This window comes from Streptomyces sp. CBMA291 (assembly GCF_014596525.1).
Lineage (GTDB): Bacteria > Actinomycetota > Actinomycetes > Streptomycetales > Streptomycetaceae > Streptomyces.
In genome coordinates this window covers 14,957-29,836 of sequence record NZ_MSJP01000008.1, presented here as the reverse complement: position 1 = coordinate 29,836, position 14,880 = coordinate 14,957, and the positions used below count along the sequence as shown (strand labels likewise).

The 14,880-nt window shown below is 72.5% G+C and carries 14 protein-coding genes; 9 read left to right on the top strand and 5 right to left on the bottom strand.

From position 1 onward, the window contains the following. Positions 1-139 precede the first annotated feature (139 nt). Positions 140-490 (top strand): winged helix-turn-helix transcriptional regulator, encoded by a 351-nt coding sequence (locus BU197_RS01470; protein WP_188266474.1) that lies wholly within the window; start codon positions 140-142, stop codon positions 488-490. Positions 491-569: 79 nt separating this feature from the next. On the opposite strand, the gene BU197_RS01465 is transcribed toward BU197_RS01470, so the two are convergent. The 5 genes from BU197_RS01465 to BU197_RS01445 all read right to left on the bottom strand — a co-directional run bounded on the left by BU197_RS01465 (position 570) and on the right by BU197_RS01445 (position 7,582). Beyond that, complete coding sequence (locus BU197_RS01465; protein WP_188266306.1) at positions 570-1,622, bottom strand: 2-oxoacid:ferredoxin oxidoreductase subunit beta; 1,053 nt, start codon at positions 1,620-1,622, stop codon at positions 570-572. Then, positions 1,615-3,552 carry a 2-oxoacid:acceptor oxidoreductase subunit alpha gene (locus tag BU197_RS01460; RefSeq protein ID WP_188266305.1) on the bottom strand — a complete coding sequence of 646 codons (1,938 nt, stop codon included), beginning with the start codon at positions 3,550-3,552 and terminating at the stop codon, positions 1,615-1,617. Before BU197_RS01460 ends, BU197_RS01465 begins: the two co-directional genes overlap by 8 nt. A gap of 299 nt (positions 3,553-3,851) precedes the next feature. Continuing rightward, positions 3,852-4,523 carry a response regulator transcription factor gene (locus BU197_RS01455; protein ID WP_317452081.1) on the bottom strand — a complete coding sequence of 224 codons (672 nt, stop codon included), beginning with the start codon at positions 4,521-4,523 and terminating at the stop codon, positions 3,852-3,854. 172 nt (positions 4,524-4,695) lie between these two features. Continuing rightward, entirely contained in the window at positions 4,696-5,982 is a 1,287-nt protein-coding gene (locus tag BU197_RS01450) for a sensor histidine kinase (RefSeq protein WP_188266304.1), read from the bottom strand. A gap of 418 nt (positions 5,983-6,400) precedes the next feature. Next, positions 6,401-7,582, bottom strand: a complete 1,182-nt coding sequence (locus BU197_RS01445; protein WP_188266303.1) for a sensor histidine kinase — start codon at positions 7,580-7,582, stop codon at positions 6,401-6,403. Between the two features lie 303 nt (positions 7,583-7,885). On the opposite strand from BU197_RS01445, the gene BU197_RS01440 reads away from it, so the two are divergent. The 8 genes from BU197_RS01440 to BU197_RS01405 are packed head-to-tail and all read left to right on the top strand — an operon-like array spanning position 7,886 to position 14,880. Continuing rightward, positions 7,886-8,287 (top strand): NADH-quinone oxidoreductase subunit A, encoded by a 402-nt coding sequence (locus BU197_RS01440; protein ID WP_188266302.1) that lies wholly within the window; start codon positions 7,886-7,888, stop codon positions 8,285-8,287. Then, positions 8,278-8,865, top strand: coding sequence for an NADH-quinone oxidoreductase subunit B (locus tag BU197_RS31170; protein WP_188266301.1), 588 nt, complete (start codon positions 8,278-8,280; stop codon positions 8,863-8,865). The genes BU197_RS01440 and BU197_RS31170 overlap by 10 nt, the downstream gene beginning before the upstream one ends. Continuing rightward, positions 8,862-10,304, top strand: coding sequence for an NADH-quinone oxidoreductase subunit C (locus BU197_RS01430; RefSeq protein WP_188266300.1), 1,443 nt, complete (start codon positions 8,862-8,864; stop codon positions 10,302-10,304). Before BU197_RS31170 ends, BU197_RS01430 begins: the two co-directional genes overlap by 4 nt. Continuing rightward, positions 10,301-11,269 (top strand): complex I subunit 1/NuoH family protein, encoded by a 969-nt coding sequence (locus BU197_RS01425; RefSeq protein WP_188266299.1) that lies wholly within the window; start codon positions 10,301-10,303, stop codon positions 11,267-11,269. Before BU197_RS01430 ends, BU197_RS01425 begins: the two co-directional genes overlap by 4 nt. 2 nt (positions 11,270-11,271) lie before the next feature. Beyond that, entirely contained in the window at positions 11,272-11,940 is a 669-nt protein-coding gene (locus BU197_RS01420) for a NuoI/complex I 23 kDa subunit family protein (protein WP_188266298.1), read from the top strand. Then, the gene (locus tag BU197_RS01415; protein WP_188266297.1) at positions 11,937-12,491 is read left to right on the top strand and encodes an NADH-quinone oxidoreductase subunit J; all 555 of its coding nucleotides are present in this window, start codon (positions 11,937-11,939) and stop codon (positions 12,489-12,491) included. The genes BU197_RS01420 and BU197_RS01415 overlap by 4 nt, the downstream gene beginning before the upstream one ends. Beyond that, entirely contained in the window at positions 12,491-12,904 is a 414-nt protein-coding gene (nuoK, locus tag BU197_RS01410; protein ID WP_188266296.1) for an NADH-quinone oxidoreductase subunit NuoK, read from the top strand. The genes BU197_RS01415 and nuoK overlap by 1 nt, the downstream gene beginning before the upstream one ends. Beyond that, entirely contained in the window at positions 12,901-14,880 is a 1,980-nt protein-coding gene (locus BU197_RS01405; protein WP_188266295.1) for an NADH-quinone oxidoreductase subunit L, read from the top strand. The genes nuoK and BU197_RS01405 overlap by 4 nt, the downstream gene beginning before the upstream one ends.

Here is a 14,880-nt window from a genome sequence, read left to right as displayed (position 1 = left end):
CGGGCGGGACGCCCACGACACTCACCGTACGACCAGCGCTATCTTTTGGTAAGTACCCACTTTGAAGTAAGGTACTGGTGTGGGAGTAAGTGGTGGTACGGAGCGTCCGCGGGGGCTGTTCGCCGATGTCGACGGCGGCATGTGCCCGGCGCGGCTCGTCCTTGAGCACGTCACCAGCCGCTGGGGCGTCCTCGTCCTGATCGCCCTGGGGGAGCGCTCGTACCGCTTCGGCGAGCTGCGGCGGCACATCGGCGGCGTCAGCGAGAAGATGCTGACCCAGACCCTCCAGACCCTGGAGCGGGACGGCTTCGTGCACCGCGAGGCCCGGCCCGTCATACCGCCCCGCGTCGACTACAGCCTCACCCCGCTCGGCGAGGAGGCCGCCCGCCAGGTCCGCGAGCTTGCCCGCTGGACCGACCGCCGGGTCCCGGAGGTCGAGGCGGCCCGCGAACGGTACGACAGGGCCCGCGCGGAGAGCGCCGGAGCGTGACGGTATGACGGTATGACGGCATGAGGAAGGGGCACGGCCTGGGTGGCCGTGCCCCTTCCTCGTCCGGTGCGGGTGGGCGTCAGCCCGCGACCGTCCAGGTGTCGTTTCCGGCGAGGAGGCGGCCGAGGTCGCCCTCGCCCTGCCGGGCCACAGCCGTCTCCAGCTGCTCCGCCATGAGCGTGTCGTAGACCGGCCGGTCCACCGAGCGGAAGACCCCGATGGGGGTCTGGTGCAGGGTGTCCGGGTCGGCGAGGCGGGAGAGCGCGAAGGCGGTGGTCGGGGAGGCCGCCGAGGCGTCGTGGACGAGGATCCGCGACTCGTTCTCCGGGGTGACGGCGACGACCTGGAGGTCTCCGGTGGCCGGGTCGCGGACCACGCCCTTCTCGTTCTCGGCGCCGAAGCGGATCGGCTGCCCGTGTTCGAGCCGGATGACCGCTTCCTTCGCCTGGTCCTTGTCCTTGAGGACCTCGAAGGCGCCGTCGTTGAAGATGTTGCAGTTCTGGTAGATCTCCACGAGCGCCGTGCCGTTGTGCTCGGCCGCCTGCCGCAGGACCTCGGTGAGGTGCTTGCGGTCGGAGTCGACCGTACGGGCCACGAAGGACGCCTCCGCGCCGAGCGCCAGCGACACCGGGTTGAAGGGCGCGTCGAGCGAGCCCATCGGCGTCGACTTGGTGATCTTGCCGACCTCGGAGGTGGGCGAGTACTGGCCCTTGGTCAGCCCGTAGATCCGGTTGTTGAAGAGCAGGATCTTCAGGTTGACGTTGCGGCGCAGGGCGTGGATGAGGTGGTTGCCGCCGATGGAGAGCGCGTCGCCGTCGCCGGTGACGACCCAGACGGACAGGTCGCGCCGGGAGGTGGCGAGCCCCGTGGCGATGGCCGGGGCACGCCCGTGGATCGAATGCATCCCGTAGGTGTTCAGGTAGTACGGGAAACGGGAGGAGCAGCCGATGCCGGAGACGAAGACGATGTTCTCCTTCGCCAGGCCCAGTTCCGGCATGAAGCCCTGGACGGCGGCGAGGACGGCGTAGTCGCCGCAGCCGGGACACCAGCGGACCTCCTGGTCCGACTTGAAGTCCTTCATCGTCTGCCGTGCCTCGGCCTTGGGCACCAGGTTGAGCAGGGGCTCAGGCATCGATGGCCTCCTTGAGGGCGGCGGCGAGCTGCTCGGCCTTGAACGGCATGCCGTTGACCTGCGTGTGGCTGCGGGCGTCGACGAGGTACTTCGCCCGTACGAGGGTGGCGAGCTGGCCGAGGTTCATCTCGGGGACGACGACCTTCTCGAACCGCGCCAGGACCTCGCCGAGGTTCTTCGGGAAGGGGTTGAGGTGGCGCAGATGGGCCTGGGCGATGGGCTGCCCGTCGGCCCGCAGGCGCCGGACGGCCGCCGTGATCGGCCCGTAGGTGGAACCCCAGCCGAGGACCAGGGTCCGGGCGTTGTCCGGGTCGTCGACCTCGATGTCGGGGACGTCGATCCCGTCGGTCTTGGCCTGACGGGTGCGGACCATGAACTCGTGGTTGGCGGGGTCGTACGAGATGTTGCCGGTGCCGTCCTGCTTCTCGATGCCGCCGATGCGGTGTTCGAGTCCGGGGGTGCCGGGCACGGCCCAGGGACGGGCCAGGGTCTCCGGGTCGCGCTTGTACGGCCAGTAGACCTCGGTGCCGTCGGCCAGCGTGTGGTTGGGGCCGGTGGCGAACTCGGTGCGCAGGTCGGGCAGTTCCTCGACCTCGGGGATCCGCCAGGGCTCGGAGCCGTTGGCCAGGTAGCCGTCGGAGAGCAGGAAGACGGGGGTGCGGTAGGTCAGGGCGATCCGGGCCGCCTCGATCGCCGCGTCGAAGCAGTCGGCGGGCGTCCTCGGGGCGACGACCGGGACGGGCGCCTCGCCGTTGCGGCCGTACATGGCCTGGAGGAGGTCGGCCTGCTCGGTCTTGGTGGGCAGACCGGTGGAGGGGCCGCCGCGCTGGATGTCGACGATGAGCAGCGGCAGTTCGAGCGAGACCGCGAGGCCGATCGTCTCCGACTTCAGGGCCACGCCGGGGCCGCTGGTCGTGGTGACGGCGAGGGAGCCGCCGAAGGCGGCGCCGAGCGCGGCGCCGATGCCGGCGATCTCGTCCTCCGCCTGGAAGGTGCGCACGCCGAAGTTCTTGTGCTTCGACAGCTCGTGGAGGATGTCGGAGGCGGGCGTGATCGGGTACGAGCCGAGGTAGAGCGGCAGTTCCGCCTGACGGGCGGCGGCGATCAGGCCGTACGAGAGGGCCAGGTTCCCCGAGATGTTCCGGTAGGTGCCGGTGGGGAAGGCGCGGGTGGCGGGTGCCACCTCGTAGGAGACGGCGAAGTCCTCGGTGGTCTCGCCGAAGTTCCAGCCGGCCCGGAAGGCGACGATGTTCGCCTCGGCGATGGCGGGCTTCTTGGCGAACTTCTGCCGCAGGAAGGTCTCGGTGCCCTCGGTCGGACGGTGGTACATCCAGGACAGCAGTCCGAGCGCGAACATGTTCTTGGAGCGCTCGGCCTCCTTCCGGGAGAGCCCGAACTCCTTGAGCGCCTCGACGGTCAGCGTGGTCAGCGGCACCGGGTGGACCCGGTAGCCGTCGAGCGAGCCGTCTTCGAGGGGCGAGACCGCGTAACCGACCTTGGCCATGGGGCGCTTGGTGAACTCGTCGATGTTGACGATGATCTCGCCGCCGCGCGGTACGTCCCCGATGTTCGCCTTGAGGGCGGCGGGGTTCATCGCGACCAGCACGTTCGGTGCGTCGCCCGGGGTCAGGATGTCGTGGTCGGCGAAGTGCAACTGGAAGGAGGAGACGCCCGGCAGGGTCCCGGCGGGTGCCCGGATCTCGGCCGGGAAGTTCGGCAGCGTGGAGAGGTCGTTCCCGAAGGACGCCGTTTCCGAGGTGAATCGGTCACCCGTGAGCTGCATGCCGTCGCCCGAGTCACCCGCGAAACGGATGATCACCCGGTCGAGCCGGCGGACTTCCTTCTCCGTGCCGTGGTGGGGCGTCTCGGGGGCACCGCGCTGCTCCCCGAGCAAAGCCTCACCGGCCTCGCTGCTGACCTGGCTGGTCACTGAACTGGACCTCCCTCGTGGCAAGGGGACTCCCCGCCGGAGGCGGAGAGGGCTCGGGTTGCGGTCGGCCGGTCACCGTCCGTCCCGAGGCCCACCCTACGACGCCGAGACAGGCCCTCCCGGGACTTCTCACATCCTGGACCTCTTTTTGAGACGCCCTCTTGCCCTGAATTGTCACCTTCTGTCACCCCCGGAACGCTCCGGGAGGCCGCGCCCAGCCTCGTCCTTCGGTCCTAGGCCCCCGGGGCGCCGGTGATCGGCCTCCGGAACCCCAGGGCGGCTGACGGTGTGTCAGGTCCTCAGGATCGCAAATACGTCAACACCGCAAGTACCCGGCGATGATCGCCTTCACTCGGCGAGAGGCCCAGCTTCAGGAAAATGTTGCTGATGTGTTTCTCCACCGCGCCGTCGCTCACCACCAGCGCCTTCGCGATCGCCGAGTTCGTCCGGCCCTCCGCCATCAGACCGAGGACCTCCCGCTCGCGCGGGGTCAGGTTCGCGAGCACGTCCTGCTGACGGCTCCGGCCCAGCAGCTGCTGCACGACCTCCGGGTCGAGCGCCGTACCGCCCCCGGCCACCCGGACCACCGCGTCCACGAACTCCCGGACCTCCGCGACCCGGTCCTTCAGGAGGTACCCCACCCCCCGGGTCGACCCGGCGAGGAGTTCGGTGGCGTACTGCTCCTCCACGTACTGCGAGAACACGAGCACCCCCAGACCCGGGTACTCCTTGCGCAGCCGCACCGCGGCCCGCACCCCTTCGTCCGTATGCGTCGGAGGCATCCGTACGTCCGCCACCACCACGTCCGGCAGCGCCCCCTCGGCGGCCAGCCCGGCCACCGTCGCCACCAGCGCCTCACCGTCCCCGACCTTGGCGACGACCTCGTGCCCCAGATCGGTCAGGAGCCTCGTGAGCCCCTCCCGCAAGAGGACGGAATCCTCGGCGATGACCACTCGTACCCGCTCCGCCACGCCCTGCACTCCCACGCGTTCCGTCCCCCATGCCCTGTCGATCGACTCGTCCGCGCCGCCCGCCCCCGAGGGGACGAAGACGACCCGGCCAGCATCGCAGGGTTCCGGCACGGAGGGGGAACCACCAGGGGGGCGGCCCGGCGTGGGCCGCCCCCCCTGGCAGAAGGGGCCGCTACGCCCGCCAGGGCAGCTCCACCGTCACCGTCGTCGGGCCGCCCTCCGGCGAGTCCACCGCGAGGACCCCGTCGACCGCGCCGACCCGCTCCGCGAGCCGGGCCAGGCTCCGCCCCGCCGCCGTCTCCGCGCCGCCCACACCGTCGTCCCTGACCTGGAGCATCAGACGCCCGCCCGCCCGCCACACATCCACCCACGCCCGACGGGCCCGTGCGTGCGCGGAGACGTTCTGGAGCAGCTCCGACACCGTGAAGTACGCGAGGCCCTCGATCGCCTGCACCGGACGCGCCGGCAGATCCACCGACACCGACACCGGCACCGCGCACCGCCCCGCCACCGCGGAAAGCGCCGCGTCGAGCCCCCGGTCGGTCAGGACCGCCGGGTGGATGCCCCGCGCCAGGTCCCGCAGCTCCTGAAGCGCCAGCTTCACCTCGCCGTGCGCCTCTTCGACCAGGACCGCGGCCGCCTGCGGGTCCCGCGCCAGCTTCTCCTTCGCGAGGCCCAGATCCATCGCGAGCGCCGAGAGCCGCGCCTGCGCCCCGTCGTGCAGGGCCCGCTCGATGCGCCGCAGATCGGCGGCGGCGGTGTCGACCACCACCCCCCGGTCCGACTCCAGCTCCGTCACACGGGACGCCAGCCGCGACGGACCGAGCAGCCCCCTCACCAGCGCCCCGTCCACGGCGACGAACCCGCGCAGCAGCCACGGCCCCACCATCACGAACACCAGGCCGATCAGGCACGTCACCGTGACCTCGAAGGTCGAGTCCAGATAGAAGCTGTGGGTCCCGTCGCCGTACAGCTGTATGCCCTCCTGCCCCACGTACGTCGGGAAGACCCACCGCCACAGCGGATACGTGAGCAGGCCCCAGCCCCACGACCAGAACGCCACCGTCACCGAGAACGAGAACACCGCCCACGGCAGGTGCACCACCGCGTACAGCAGATGCCGCCACGAGGCACCGCTCTTCAGCATCGCCGCCATCCACGCGAACGGCCCGCCCGTACGCCCCCGCACCGGCTCCGGCGCCCGCACGTCGAGACCGAGCAGCCCGCGCGCCCTCGCCCGCTCCACCGCCCCGAAGCCCCGGCACATCGCGAGCGCCCAGGCCAGGATCGGCACCCCCAGGAAGGTGATGAGCAGCCCGGCACCGGCCGACACGAACGACACGGAGAGCGCGAACCAGACGACGCTCAGCGGCAGCCCGGTCAGCACGTACAGCAGGGCCCGCCAGGTGCGGGCCTCGAACGGCGCGCGGATCGCGGCGGGAAGGCGGGGGGAGTCCATCGCGGAAGCCCTTCTTCAGTGGGGAGGGAAAGCCGGTGTGCGGTACATGTCCCAGGGTTCCGTCCCGACGCCCGCCGGACCATGAGGCGGGTGGGCGTCCCTGAACGGGGGTTTTCCCTACCTGGGGGAGGGGCGGGGCGTTCCCGGGTCCGGGCGTACGCGGAGGCACCCGAGGGGCGGGGTGCCTCTCGGGTGCTTGGGGGTTTGGGGCGCTTGGGCGCCTGGGGGAGTGCGGGTGTGCGGGCCTGAGGGGGCGCGGGGCGTGGGGGTACGGGATGCCGGGTGGTCAACCCGTACGGGTCCCAACGGCCCCGCCGGTCACCCCCGTACACCCCCTACTGGTCACCCCCTACGTGGCACCCCCTACTGGTCACCCCCTACGTGGCACCCCCTACCGGTCACCCCCTACACCCCGCCGTCACCCCTTCGGGCGGGTCCGCCACGGCAGTTCCGCCGTGACCGTCGTCGGGCCGCCCTCCGGCGAGTCCAGGACGAGGAGGCCGTCCACCGCCCCCAGCCGTTCCGCGAGCCCCGCGAGACCCGTGCCGCCGTCGAAGCGAGCCCCGCCCGCCCCGTCGTCCCTGACCTGGAGCATCAGCCGGTCGTCCGTCCGCCACACGTCCACCGAGGCGGACCGGGCCCGTGCGTGCTTGGAGACGTTCTGGAGCAGCTCCGACACCGTGAAGTACGCGATGCCCTCGATCGCCTCCGCCGGACGCTCGGTCAGATCGACCGTCACCTTCACCGGCACCGTGCAGCGCGCCGACACCGACGAGAGCGCCGCCCCGAGTCCCCGGTCGGTCAGGACCGCCGGGTGGATGCCCCGCGCCAGGTCCCGCAGCTCCTGAAGCGCCAGCTTCACCTCGCCGTGCGCCTCGTCGACCATCGCCGCCGCCGCCTCCGGATCGTGCAGCAGCTTCTCCTTCGCGAGACCGAGCCCCATCGCCAGGGCCACGAGCCGTGCCTGCGCCCCGTCGTGCAGATCCCGCTCGATGCGCCGCAGATCGGCGGCGGCGGTGTCGACCACCACCCCCCGGTCCGACTCCAGCTCGGCGATCCGCCGCTCCAGCTCGTCCGAGGGCGAGAGCAGCCCCCGGACCATGCCCCGGTCCGCACTCGCGAGCCCCCGCGCCAGAAACGGCAGCACCGGCCAGAGGACCAGCAGCGACACCAGCGACACGACGAACGTGAGGATGCCCCACGGCAGCCGGATCAGCCCGTACAGCTGAGTCCGCCACGCCACCGGGTCCTTCAGCGCCCCCCACAGCCAGCCGAAGAAGCCGCCGCGCTTCGGCAGCCGGGACGGCTCGGCGATCTCCACCCCGAGCAGCGCCCGCGCCCGCCCCCGCTCCGAACGCCCGATCAGCCGCGCGCCCCCCAGACCGAGGGCGAGCAGCGGCAGCCCGACCACGGTCACCGCGAGCCCCACGCCGAGGAGCACGCTCACCACCGAGTAGACGAAACCGACCAGCGTCGTCGCCAGATTGGAGAGCAGGAAGGCGATCTCCTTCCAGGTCTCCTTCCCGTAGGCGGTGCGCTTCGCGCGGGGCGGGGCGACGGCGGACACGGAGGTCTCGGCGGAGTCAAGATCGGCGGTCATGCCCTCAAGACTGCCGGTCGCGTGCGCCCCGGCGCCATGGGGGAGGTCGGTGAGTGACAGGGGGGTTAGCCCCACCGTGCCCCGGCGCGCCCCGCCCCGGGACCACCCGCGCCCGCCCCGTGCCCCGGCGCGCCCCGGCTCCACAACGGCGCGCGCCCGGGTCCGTACGCCCCCGCGCCCCCGCCCCGCCCGTACCGGCGACGCCGAACCGAGCCCCACGGGACTGCTTACCGTCTCTTTAGCAGGGCCTAGACTCGCGTCCGACAGAGATGACTCCTGAGACACCGAGACCGAGGGGCGGACGTGCGGGAACCGACCGTTGTCGCGGCCGACGCGGCGGACTACTTCCAGACGTACTCCGTCGTCGGCCTGCTCGCCGTCGTCGGCGTGCTCTTCGTCGCCGTGGCGTTCGGCGCGGGCCGCCTGCTGCGGCCCGTCGTGCCGACACCCGAGAAGCTCCTCACCTACGAGTGCGGCGTCGACCCGGTGGGGGAGGGCTGGGCCCACACCCAGGTCCGCTACTACGTGTACGCCTTCCTCTACGTCATCTTCGCCGTCGACTCGATCTTCCTCTTCCCCTGGGCGACGATCTTCGCCACACCCGGCTACGGCGCCACCACCCTGGTCGAGATGTTCGTCTTCCTCGGCTTCCTGGCCGTGGGGCTGCTCTACGCGTACAAGAAGGGCGTCCTCACATGGACGTAACACCCGGAACCGGAGAGGGCCCCGTGCCCCTGCCCGCGCCGAAGCTGGGGCTGCTCGCCCGTCTGGCCCCCGAGCCCATGAAGGTGGTCCTCAACTGGGGCCGCCGCTACAGCCTCTGGGTCTTCAACTTCGGGCTCGCCTGCTGCGCCATCGAGTTCATCGCCGCCTCCATGGCCCGGCACGACTTCATCCGGCTCGGCGTGATCCCCTTCGCGCCCGGCCCCCGCCAGGCCGACCTCATGATCGTCTCCGGCACGGTGACCGACAAGATGGCACCCGCCGTGAAGCGCCTCTACGAGCAGATGCCCGAGCCCAAGTACGTCATCTCCTTCGGCGCCTGCTCCAACTGCGGCGGGCCCTACTGGGACTCGTACTCCGTCACCAAGGGGGTCGACCAGATCATCCCCGTCGACGTGTACGTGCCCGGCTGCCCGCCCCGCCCCGAAGCGCTCCTCCAGGGCATCCTCAAGCTCCAGGAGAAGATCGCCCGCGAGAGCCTCGCCGAGCGGTACGCCACCGCCGCGTCGGTCTCCCAGCTGACGAGCCCCCTCGTCCCGCCGCCGGGAGACGACCGGTGAACCCGTACGACTCCCTCCCCGACGCCGTCACCGAGGTCTTCGGCCCGGACGCCACGGCCGAGCAGGCGTACGACCTCCTGACGGTCGACGTCCCCCCGGCGGAGTGGCTCACCGCCCTCGAAACCGCCCGGACCACCCTCGGCTGCACCTACTTCGACTGGCTGAGCGCCGTCGACGAACCCGGCACCGGCTTCCGCGTCTGCGCGCACGTGGTGGCGCTCGGCGCCGACCGGCCCCGCCGCCTCATGGTCCGGACGACCGTCCCGCACGAGGCGCCCGTCCTCCCGACCGCCATCGGCGTGTACGCGGGCGCGGGCTGGCACGAGCGCGAGACCCACGAGATGTTCGGCGTCTCCTTCGAGGGCCACCCGCACCTCGTGCCCCTCCTCCTCCCCGAGAACTTCGAGGGCCACCCGCTCCGCAAGGACTTCGTCCTCGCCGCCCGCGTCGCCAAGGCGTGGCCGGGCGCGAAGGAGCCGGGCGAGTCCCACGACGGCGGCGGCCCCAAGCGCCGCCAGATGCTCCCGCCGGGCGTCCCCGACCCCAACGAGTGGGGCCCCCTCAAGGGCCAGCTCCCCCCGGCCCCCACCCGCCCGTCCCGCGCACCCCGCGCGACCACGAGCGGCGACGACCGCCCGGCCCGCCGCACCCGCACGACGACGGAGGCCACTCCGGCGGCAGGGGCCGCCCCTGCGGCGGGGGCCGCCCCGACGGCGGGGGCCACTCCGGCTACGGAGGCCGCCCCCGTGCGTCGGTCGCGTTCGGCTTCGCAGGGCTCGGCGAGTCAGACGGCTGCGACCGGCCAGGCGGCTGCGACGAGCGGGACGGCCCCGGCGGCCGAGTCGTCGGGTGCGCCGGTCCGACGGTCGCGTTCGGCTTCGGACGGTTCGGCGAGTCAGGCGGCTGTGGTTTCCGGGGAGTCGGGTGCTTCGGCTCCGGCGGCCGAGCCGGGTGCTCCGGCTGCGGGGGCCGAGTCGGGTGCTCCGGCTGCGGGGGCCCGTCCGCCGCGCCGGTCGCGTTCCGCCTCGGACGGATCCGCGAGCCAGGCGAAGCCGCAGCCCGAGGCCCCGGGGGAGGGGGAGGCCGGCCCGGCCACTCCGCGTACCCGCAGCTCGGACGCCCCCTGGCACCACGCCCGCCCGGCCTTCGACGAGCCTTCGCCGACACCGGAACCGGCTACGGAGCCGCCGACACCGGAGCCCGCAACGACACCGGAGCCCGCGCCCGAGACGGCGCCCGCGCCCGAGACGGAGTCCGAGCCCGCACCGGCACCGGAGTCCGAGCCCGCACCGGAACCGGCGCCCGCGCCCCGCCCCCAGCGCGAGGCCGACCCCGAGAACCGCCCCAAACCCCCCACCGCTCCCACTGGCCCCAGCGATCCCCGCGATCCCAGCGAGTCCAACGGCCCCACCCACCCCGCCGGAGGCGATCCCGCGTGAACGACGTGCTCGACGTCGCCCTCCGGCTGGTCGTCGTCTTCGTTGCCTTCCTCGTGCTGCCGCTCGTCGTCGGGCAGACCGAGCACAAGGTCATGGCCCATATGCAGGGCCGTCTCGGACCCATGTATGCCGGTGGTTTCCACGGCTGGGCCCAGCTCGTCGCCGACGGCGTGAAGTTCGCGCAGAAGGAGGACGTGGTACCGGCCGACGCCGACCGGCGGGTCTTCCAGCTCGCTCCGGCCGTCGCCCTCCTCCCGTACCTCCTCGTCCTCCTCGTCATCCCGGTCGGACCGGGCGACGGCGCGGTCGGGCAGGTCGTCGACGCGGGCATCTTCTTCGTGCTGGCCGTGATGGGCGTCGGCGTCCTCGGCAGCCTGATGGCCGGCTGGGCGTCCGCGAACAAGTTCTCGCTGCTCGGCGGTCTGCGTACGGCCGCCCAGCTCCTCGCGTACGAGCTGCCGATGCTCCTCGCCGCCGCCTCCGTCGCGATGGCCGCGGGCACCGTCTCGCTCCCGGGCATCCTGGACGCCTTCGAGTGGTGGTGGGTGCCCTGGCAGATCGTCGGCGCGCTCGTCTTCTTCGTGGCGGGCCTCGCGGAGCTGCAACGGCCCCCGTTCGACATGCCGGTCGCCGACTCGGAGATCATCTTCGGCGCGTACACCGAGTACACCGGTCTCCGCTTCGCCCTGTTCCTGCTGGCCGAGTACGCCGGGATCGTCGTCCTGTGCGGTCTCACCACCGTCCTGTTCCTCGGCGGCTGGCACGGCCCCTTCGGCGGGGACGGGCTCGGCTGGCTCTGGACCCTCCTCAAGACCGCCGTCCTCGCGTTCGTCGTCATCTGGCTCCGGGTGAGCTATCCCCGGCTCCGTGAGGACCAGCTCCAGAAGCTCGCCTGGACGGTCCTCGTCCCGCTCGCCCTCGCGCAGATCGCGCTCACCGGCATCGTGAAGGTGGCGAACCCCTAACCATGTCTCCCTTCCCCGGCTCCGGCCTCGCCAAGGGCCTCGCCGTCACCCTCGGCACGATGACCCGGCGCGCGCACACCGCGCGGTACCCCGACGTCCAGCCCGAGCTGCCACCCCGTACGAGGGGCGTCATCGGACTGTTCGAGGAGAACTGCACGGTCTGCATGCTCTGCGCCCGCGAGTGCCCCGACTGGTGCATCTACATCGACTCCCACAAGGAGACCGTCCCGGCCGCCGCCCCCGGTGGCCGCGAGCGCAGCCGGAACGTCCTCGACCGGTTCGCGATCGACTTCTCCCTCTGCATGTACTGCGGCATCTGCATCGAGGTGTGTCCCTTCGACGCGCTGTTCTGGTCGCCCGAGTTCGAGTACGCGGAGACCGACATCCACGAGCTGACGCACGAGCGGGACAAGCTCCGCGAGTGGATGTGGACGGTCCCCGAACCGCCCGCGCTCGACCCGCGCGCCGAGGAGCCGAAGGAGATCGCGGCGGCCCGCAAGGCGGCCGAGAAGGCAGCGGCGGCGGAAGCGGCAGCGGCGGCGGAAGCCGCAGCGGCCACCGCCCGCGCCGAGGCCGAGGCACAGGCCGCAGCGCAGGACCCGGCACAACCCCCGGCGCAGGACCCGGCACAGCCCCCGGCCGCCCCCCAGGACCCGGAGGACCGCTCGTGATCCTGGCAGCAGCACAGCAAGCCCACGGCTTCCTCTCCCCGACGGGCGTCGAGATCGCCTTCGTCCTCGTCGGTCTCGTCACCCTCGGCGCGGCCCTCGTCACCGTCACCACCCGTCAGCTCGTGCACGCCGCGCTCTGGCTGGTCGTGGCGCTCGGCGGGCTCGCCGTCGAGTACCTGCTCCTGACGGCCGAGTTCATCGCCTGGGTCCAGGTCCTCATCTACGTGGGCTCCGTCGTCGTCCTCCTCCTCTTCGGGCTCATGCTCACCAAGGCCCCCGTCGGGCGCTCCCCGGACGCCGACTCCGGCAACCGGCCGGTCGCCCTCGCGGTCGCCGTCGCCGCAGCCGTAGCCCTCGTCTGGGTCGTCGCCGACGCCTTCCGCACGACCTGGATCGACCTCGGCGGAACCGTCCAGGGCTCGACGGACGTGACCGGCGAGATCCTCTTCCGGCACTGGGTGCTGCCGTTCGAGGCGCTGTCCGTGCTCCTCCTCGCCGCCCTGGTCGGCTCCATCGTGCTGTCCCGGAAGAAGAAGGAGGAGGAGCGCTGATGCACCTCGTCTACCCGGCGGTCCTGGCCGCCCTCCTCTTCTGCGTCGGCGTCTACGGCGTCCTCGCCCGCCGCAACGCGATCCTCGTCCTGATGTCCGTCGAGCTGATGCTCAACGCCGTCAACCTGAACCTGGTCGCCTTCGACGTCTGGCTCCGCGACACCCTCCACGCCGGACAGGCCCTCACCCTCTTCACCATCGCCATCGCCGCCGCCGAGATCGGCATCGGCCTCGCGATCGTCCTGATGGTCCACCGCAACAAGGGCACCTCGGACGTCGACCGGCTCCGCGACACGGCGGAGCCCCCCGGCTCCCCGGACGACGGGCCAGGGACCCGTACCGACGGAGCGACCACCGGCACATCGCCCACCGACGCAGCGCCCGACGGCGAGAAGGCCGAGGCCACCGCGTGACCACCACGACCCTGGCCGTCCTGGTCCCCCTCCTGCCGTTCCTCGGCGCCGTCGCCGGGCTTCTGCTCGGCCGGACCGCGCCCGGTTTCGTCCGCCCGCTGGCCGTGCTCCCGACGCTCGCCGCCGCGATCCTGGCCGTGCTCGTCGCCGTACGGCAGGGCGGCGGGAAGGCCGTCGACGCCGCCACCCAGCTCACCCCCACCGGCTCGGTCCCCGTCGACCTGGCCCTGCACATCGACGGCTTCGCCGCCCTCGTCGCCGTCCTGGTCGGCGTCGTCGCCACCTGTGTGCAGATCTACTCGACCGGCTACCTCCGCGAGGACCCGCGCTACCCCTCGTACGCCGCGCTCGTCTCCCTCTTCACCTCCGCGATGCTCCTCGTCGTCTACTCGGGCGATCTGATGGTGCTCCTGGTCGGCTGGGAGATCATGGGCATCTGCTCGTACTTCCTCGTCGGCCACTACTGGGAGACCCCCGAGGCGCGCGCCGCCTCCCTGAAGGCCTTCCTCGTCACCAAGCTCGGCGACGTCCCCTTCCTCATCGGTCTCTTCGCGCTCGCCGCCGACGCGGGCACCTTCCGCGTCACGGGCGTCCTCGGCGCCGTCGCGAGCGGCGGACTCGACCACCCGACCCTGGTCGCGCTGCTGCTCCTCGCCGGAGTCGTCGGCAAGTCGGCGCAGTTCCCGCTGCACACCTGGCTCCCGGACGCCATGGCCGGCCCCACCCCCGTCTCCGCGCTCATCCACGCGGCGACGATGGTCGCCGCCGGCATCTACTTCACGGCCCGGCTGCTGCCCGTCTTCGCCGCCTCCGCCGCCGCCATGACCGTCCTCGCGGTCCTCGCCGCCGTCACGATGGTCGGCTCGGCGCTCGCCGCGCTCGCCCAGGACGACATCAAGCGGGTCCTGGCCTACTCGACCATCGGCCAGCTCGGCTACATGGCCGGTGCCCTCGCCGTCGGCGACCGGGGCGCCGCCGTCTTCCACCTCCTCTCGCACGCCGCCTTCAAGGCCCTGCTCTTCCTCGCGGCGGGCACCGTCATCCACGCCGCCGGGACGAACTCGCTGACCGCGATGGCCCGCATGCGGGGCCTGGCGCGGCGCGTCCCCGACGCCTACTGGACGATGACCGTGGCGCTCCTCGCGCTCGCCGCGATCCCGCCGTTCGCGGGCTTCTTCTCCAAGGAAGCCGTCCTGGTGGCCGCCGAGCACACCGCGCTCGGGGAGCGGGACCTCGCCCCCGCCGGGGCGGGCTGGACCGTCCTGATCGCCGGACTCCTGACCGCCTTCCTGACCGCCGCCTACGCGCTCCGCCTCTGGCTCCGGGCCTTCCGCGGCCGGGGCGCCGACGCCCCCGACCACGGCCGCCAGCCGATCGCCATGACCGCCGTCCTGTGGGTGCTCGCGATCCCCTCCCTCGGTTTCGGACTCACCGTCACCCGCCTGGGCGACTGGTTCGACGGCGGCGACCTCACCCCGACGCTGACGACCGCCGTCCTCGGCACCGGCCTCGCCGCCGCCGGAGCGGTGATCACCTACGCCGTCTGGCGGACCCTCGCCGCCAGGACCCCGGCGCCCGTCGCCGTCCCGCACGTCGCCCACCCGGACGCCGAGGCGGGTCTCGTCGAGGCCGAGGCGCTGCACCTGCCGCACCCCGCCGCCGACCCGGCCGACCCCGGCCGCGCCCTCCTCGGCCCGCTGTACGGCCCCGCCTCCGACGGCTTCCGTCTGGACGCCGTCTACCGGGCCGCCTTCGTCCGCCCCGTCCTCGCCGCCGCCTCCCTGGTCCGCTTCCTGGACCGCGAGGTCGTCGACACCTACGTCCGGGGCGCCGCGGGCTCCGCCAAGGGCCTGGGATGGCTCGTCCGCCGCGCCCAGACCGGCAACGTGCAGACCTATCTCAGCGCCCTGCTCGCCGGCTCCGTCGTCCTGGCGGTCGTCGCCGTCGTCCTCGCCAACGCCGTCGCCGGAGCGTGA

What these genes read in the sequence shown, in the direction of transcription:
- BU197_RS01450 (WP_188266304.1), bottom strand. Translation starts at nt 5,982, where the DNA reads ATGGACTCCCCCCGCCTTCCCGCCGCGATCCGCGCGCCGTTCGAGGCC.
- nuoK (WP_188266296.1), top strand. Translation starts at nt 12,491, where the DNA reads ATGCACCTCGTCTACCCGGCGGTCCTGGCCGCCCTCCTCTTCTGCGTC.
- BU197_RS01445 (WP_188266303.1), bottom strand. Translation starts at nt 7,582, where the DNA reads ATGACCGCCGATCTTGACTCCGCCGAGACCTCCGTGTCCGCCGTCGCC.
- BU197_RS01470 (WP_188266474.1), top strand. Translation starts at nt 140, where the DNA reads ATGTGCCCGGCGCGGCTCGTCCTTGAGCACGTCACCAGCCGCTGGGGC.
- BU197_RS01465 (WP_188266306.1), bottom strand. Translation starts at nt 1,622, where the DNA reads ATGCCTGAGCCCCTGCTCAACCTGGTGCCCAAGGCCGAGGCACGGCAG.
- BU197_RS31170 (WP_188266301.1), top strand. Translation starts at nt 8,278, where the DNA reads ATGGACGTAACACCCGGAACCGGAGAGGGCCCCGTGCCCCTGCCCGCG.
- BU197_RS01420 (WP_188266298.1), top strand. Translation starts at nt 11,272, where the DNA reads ATGTCTCCCTTCCCCGGCTCCGGCCTCGCCAAGGGCCTCGCCGTCACC.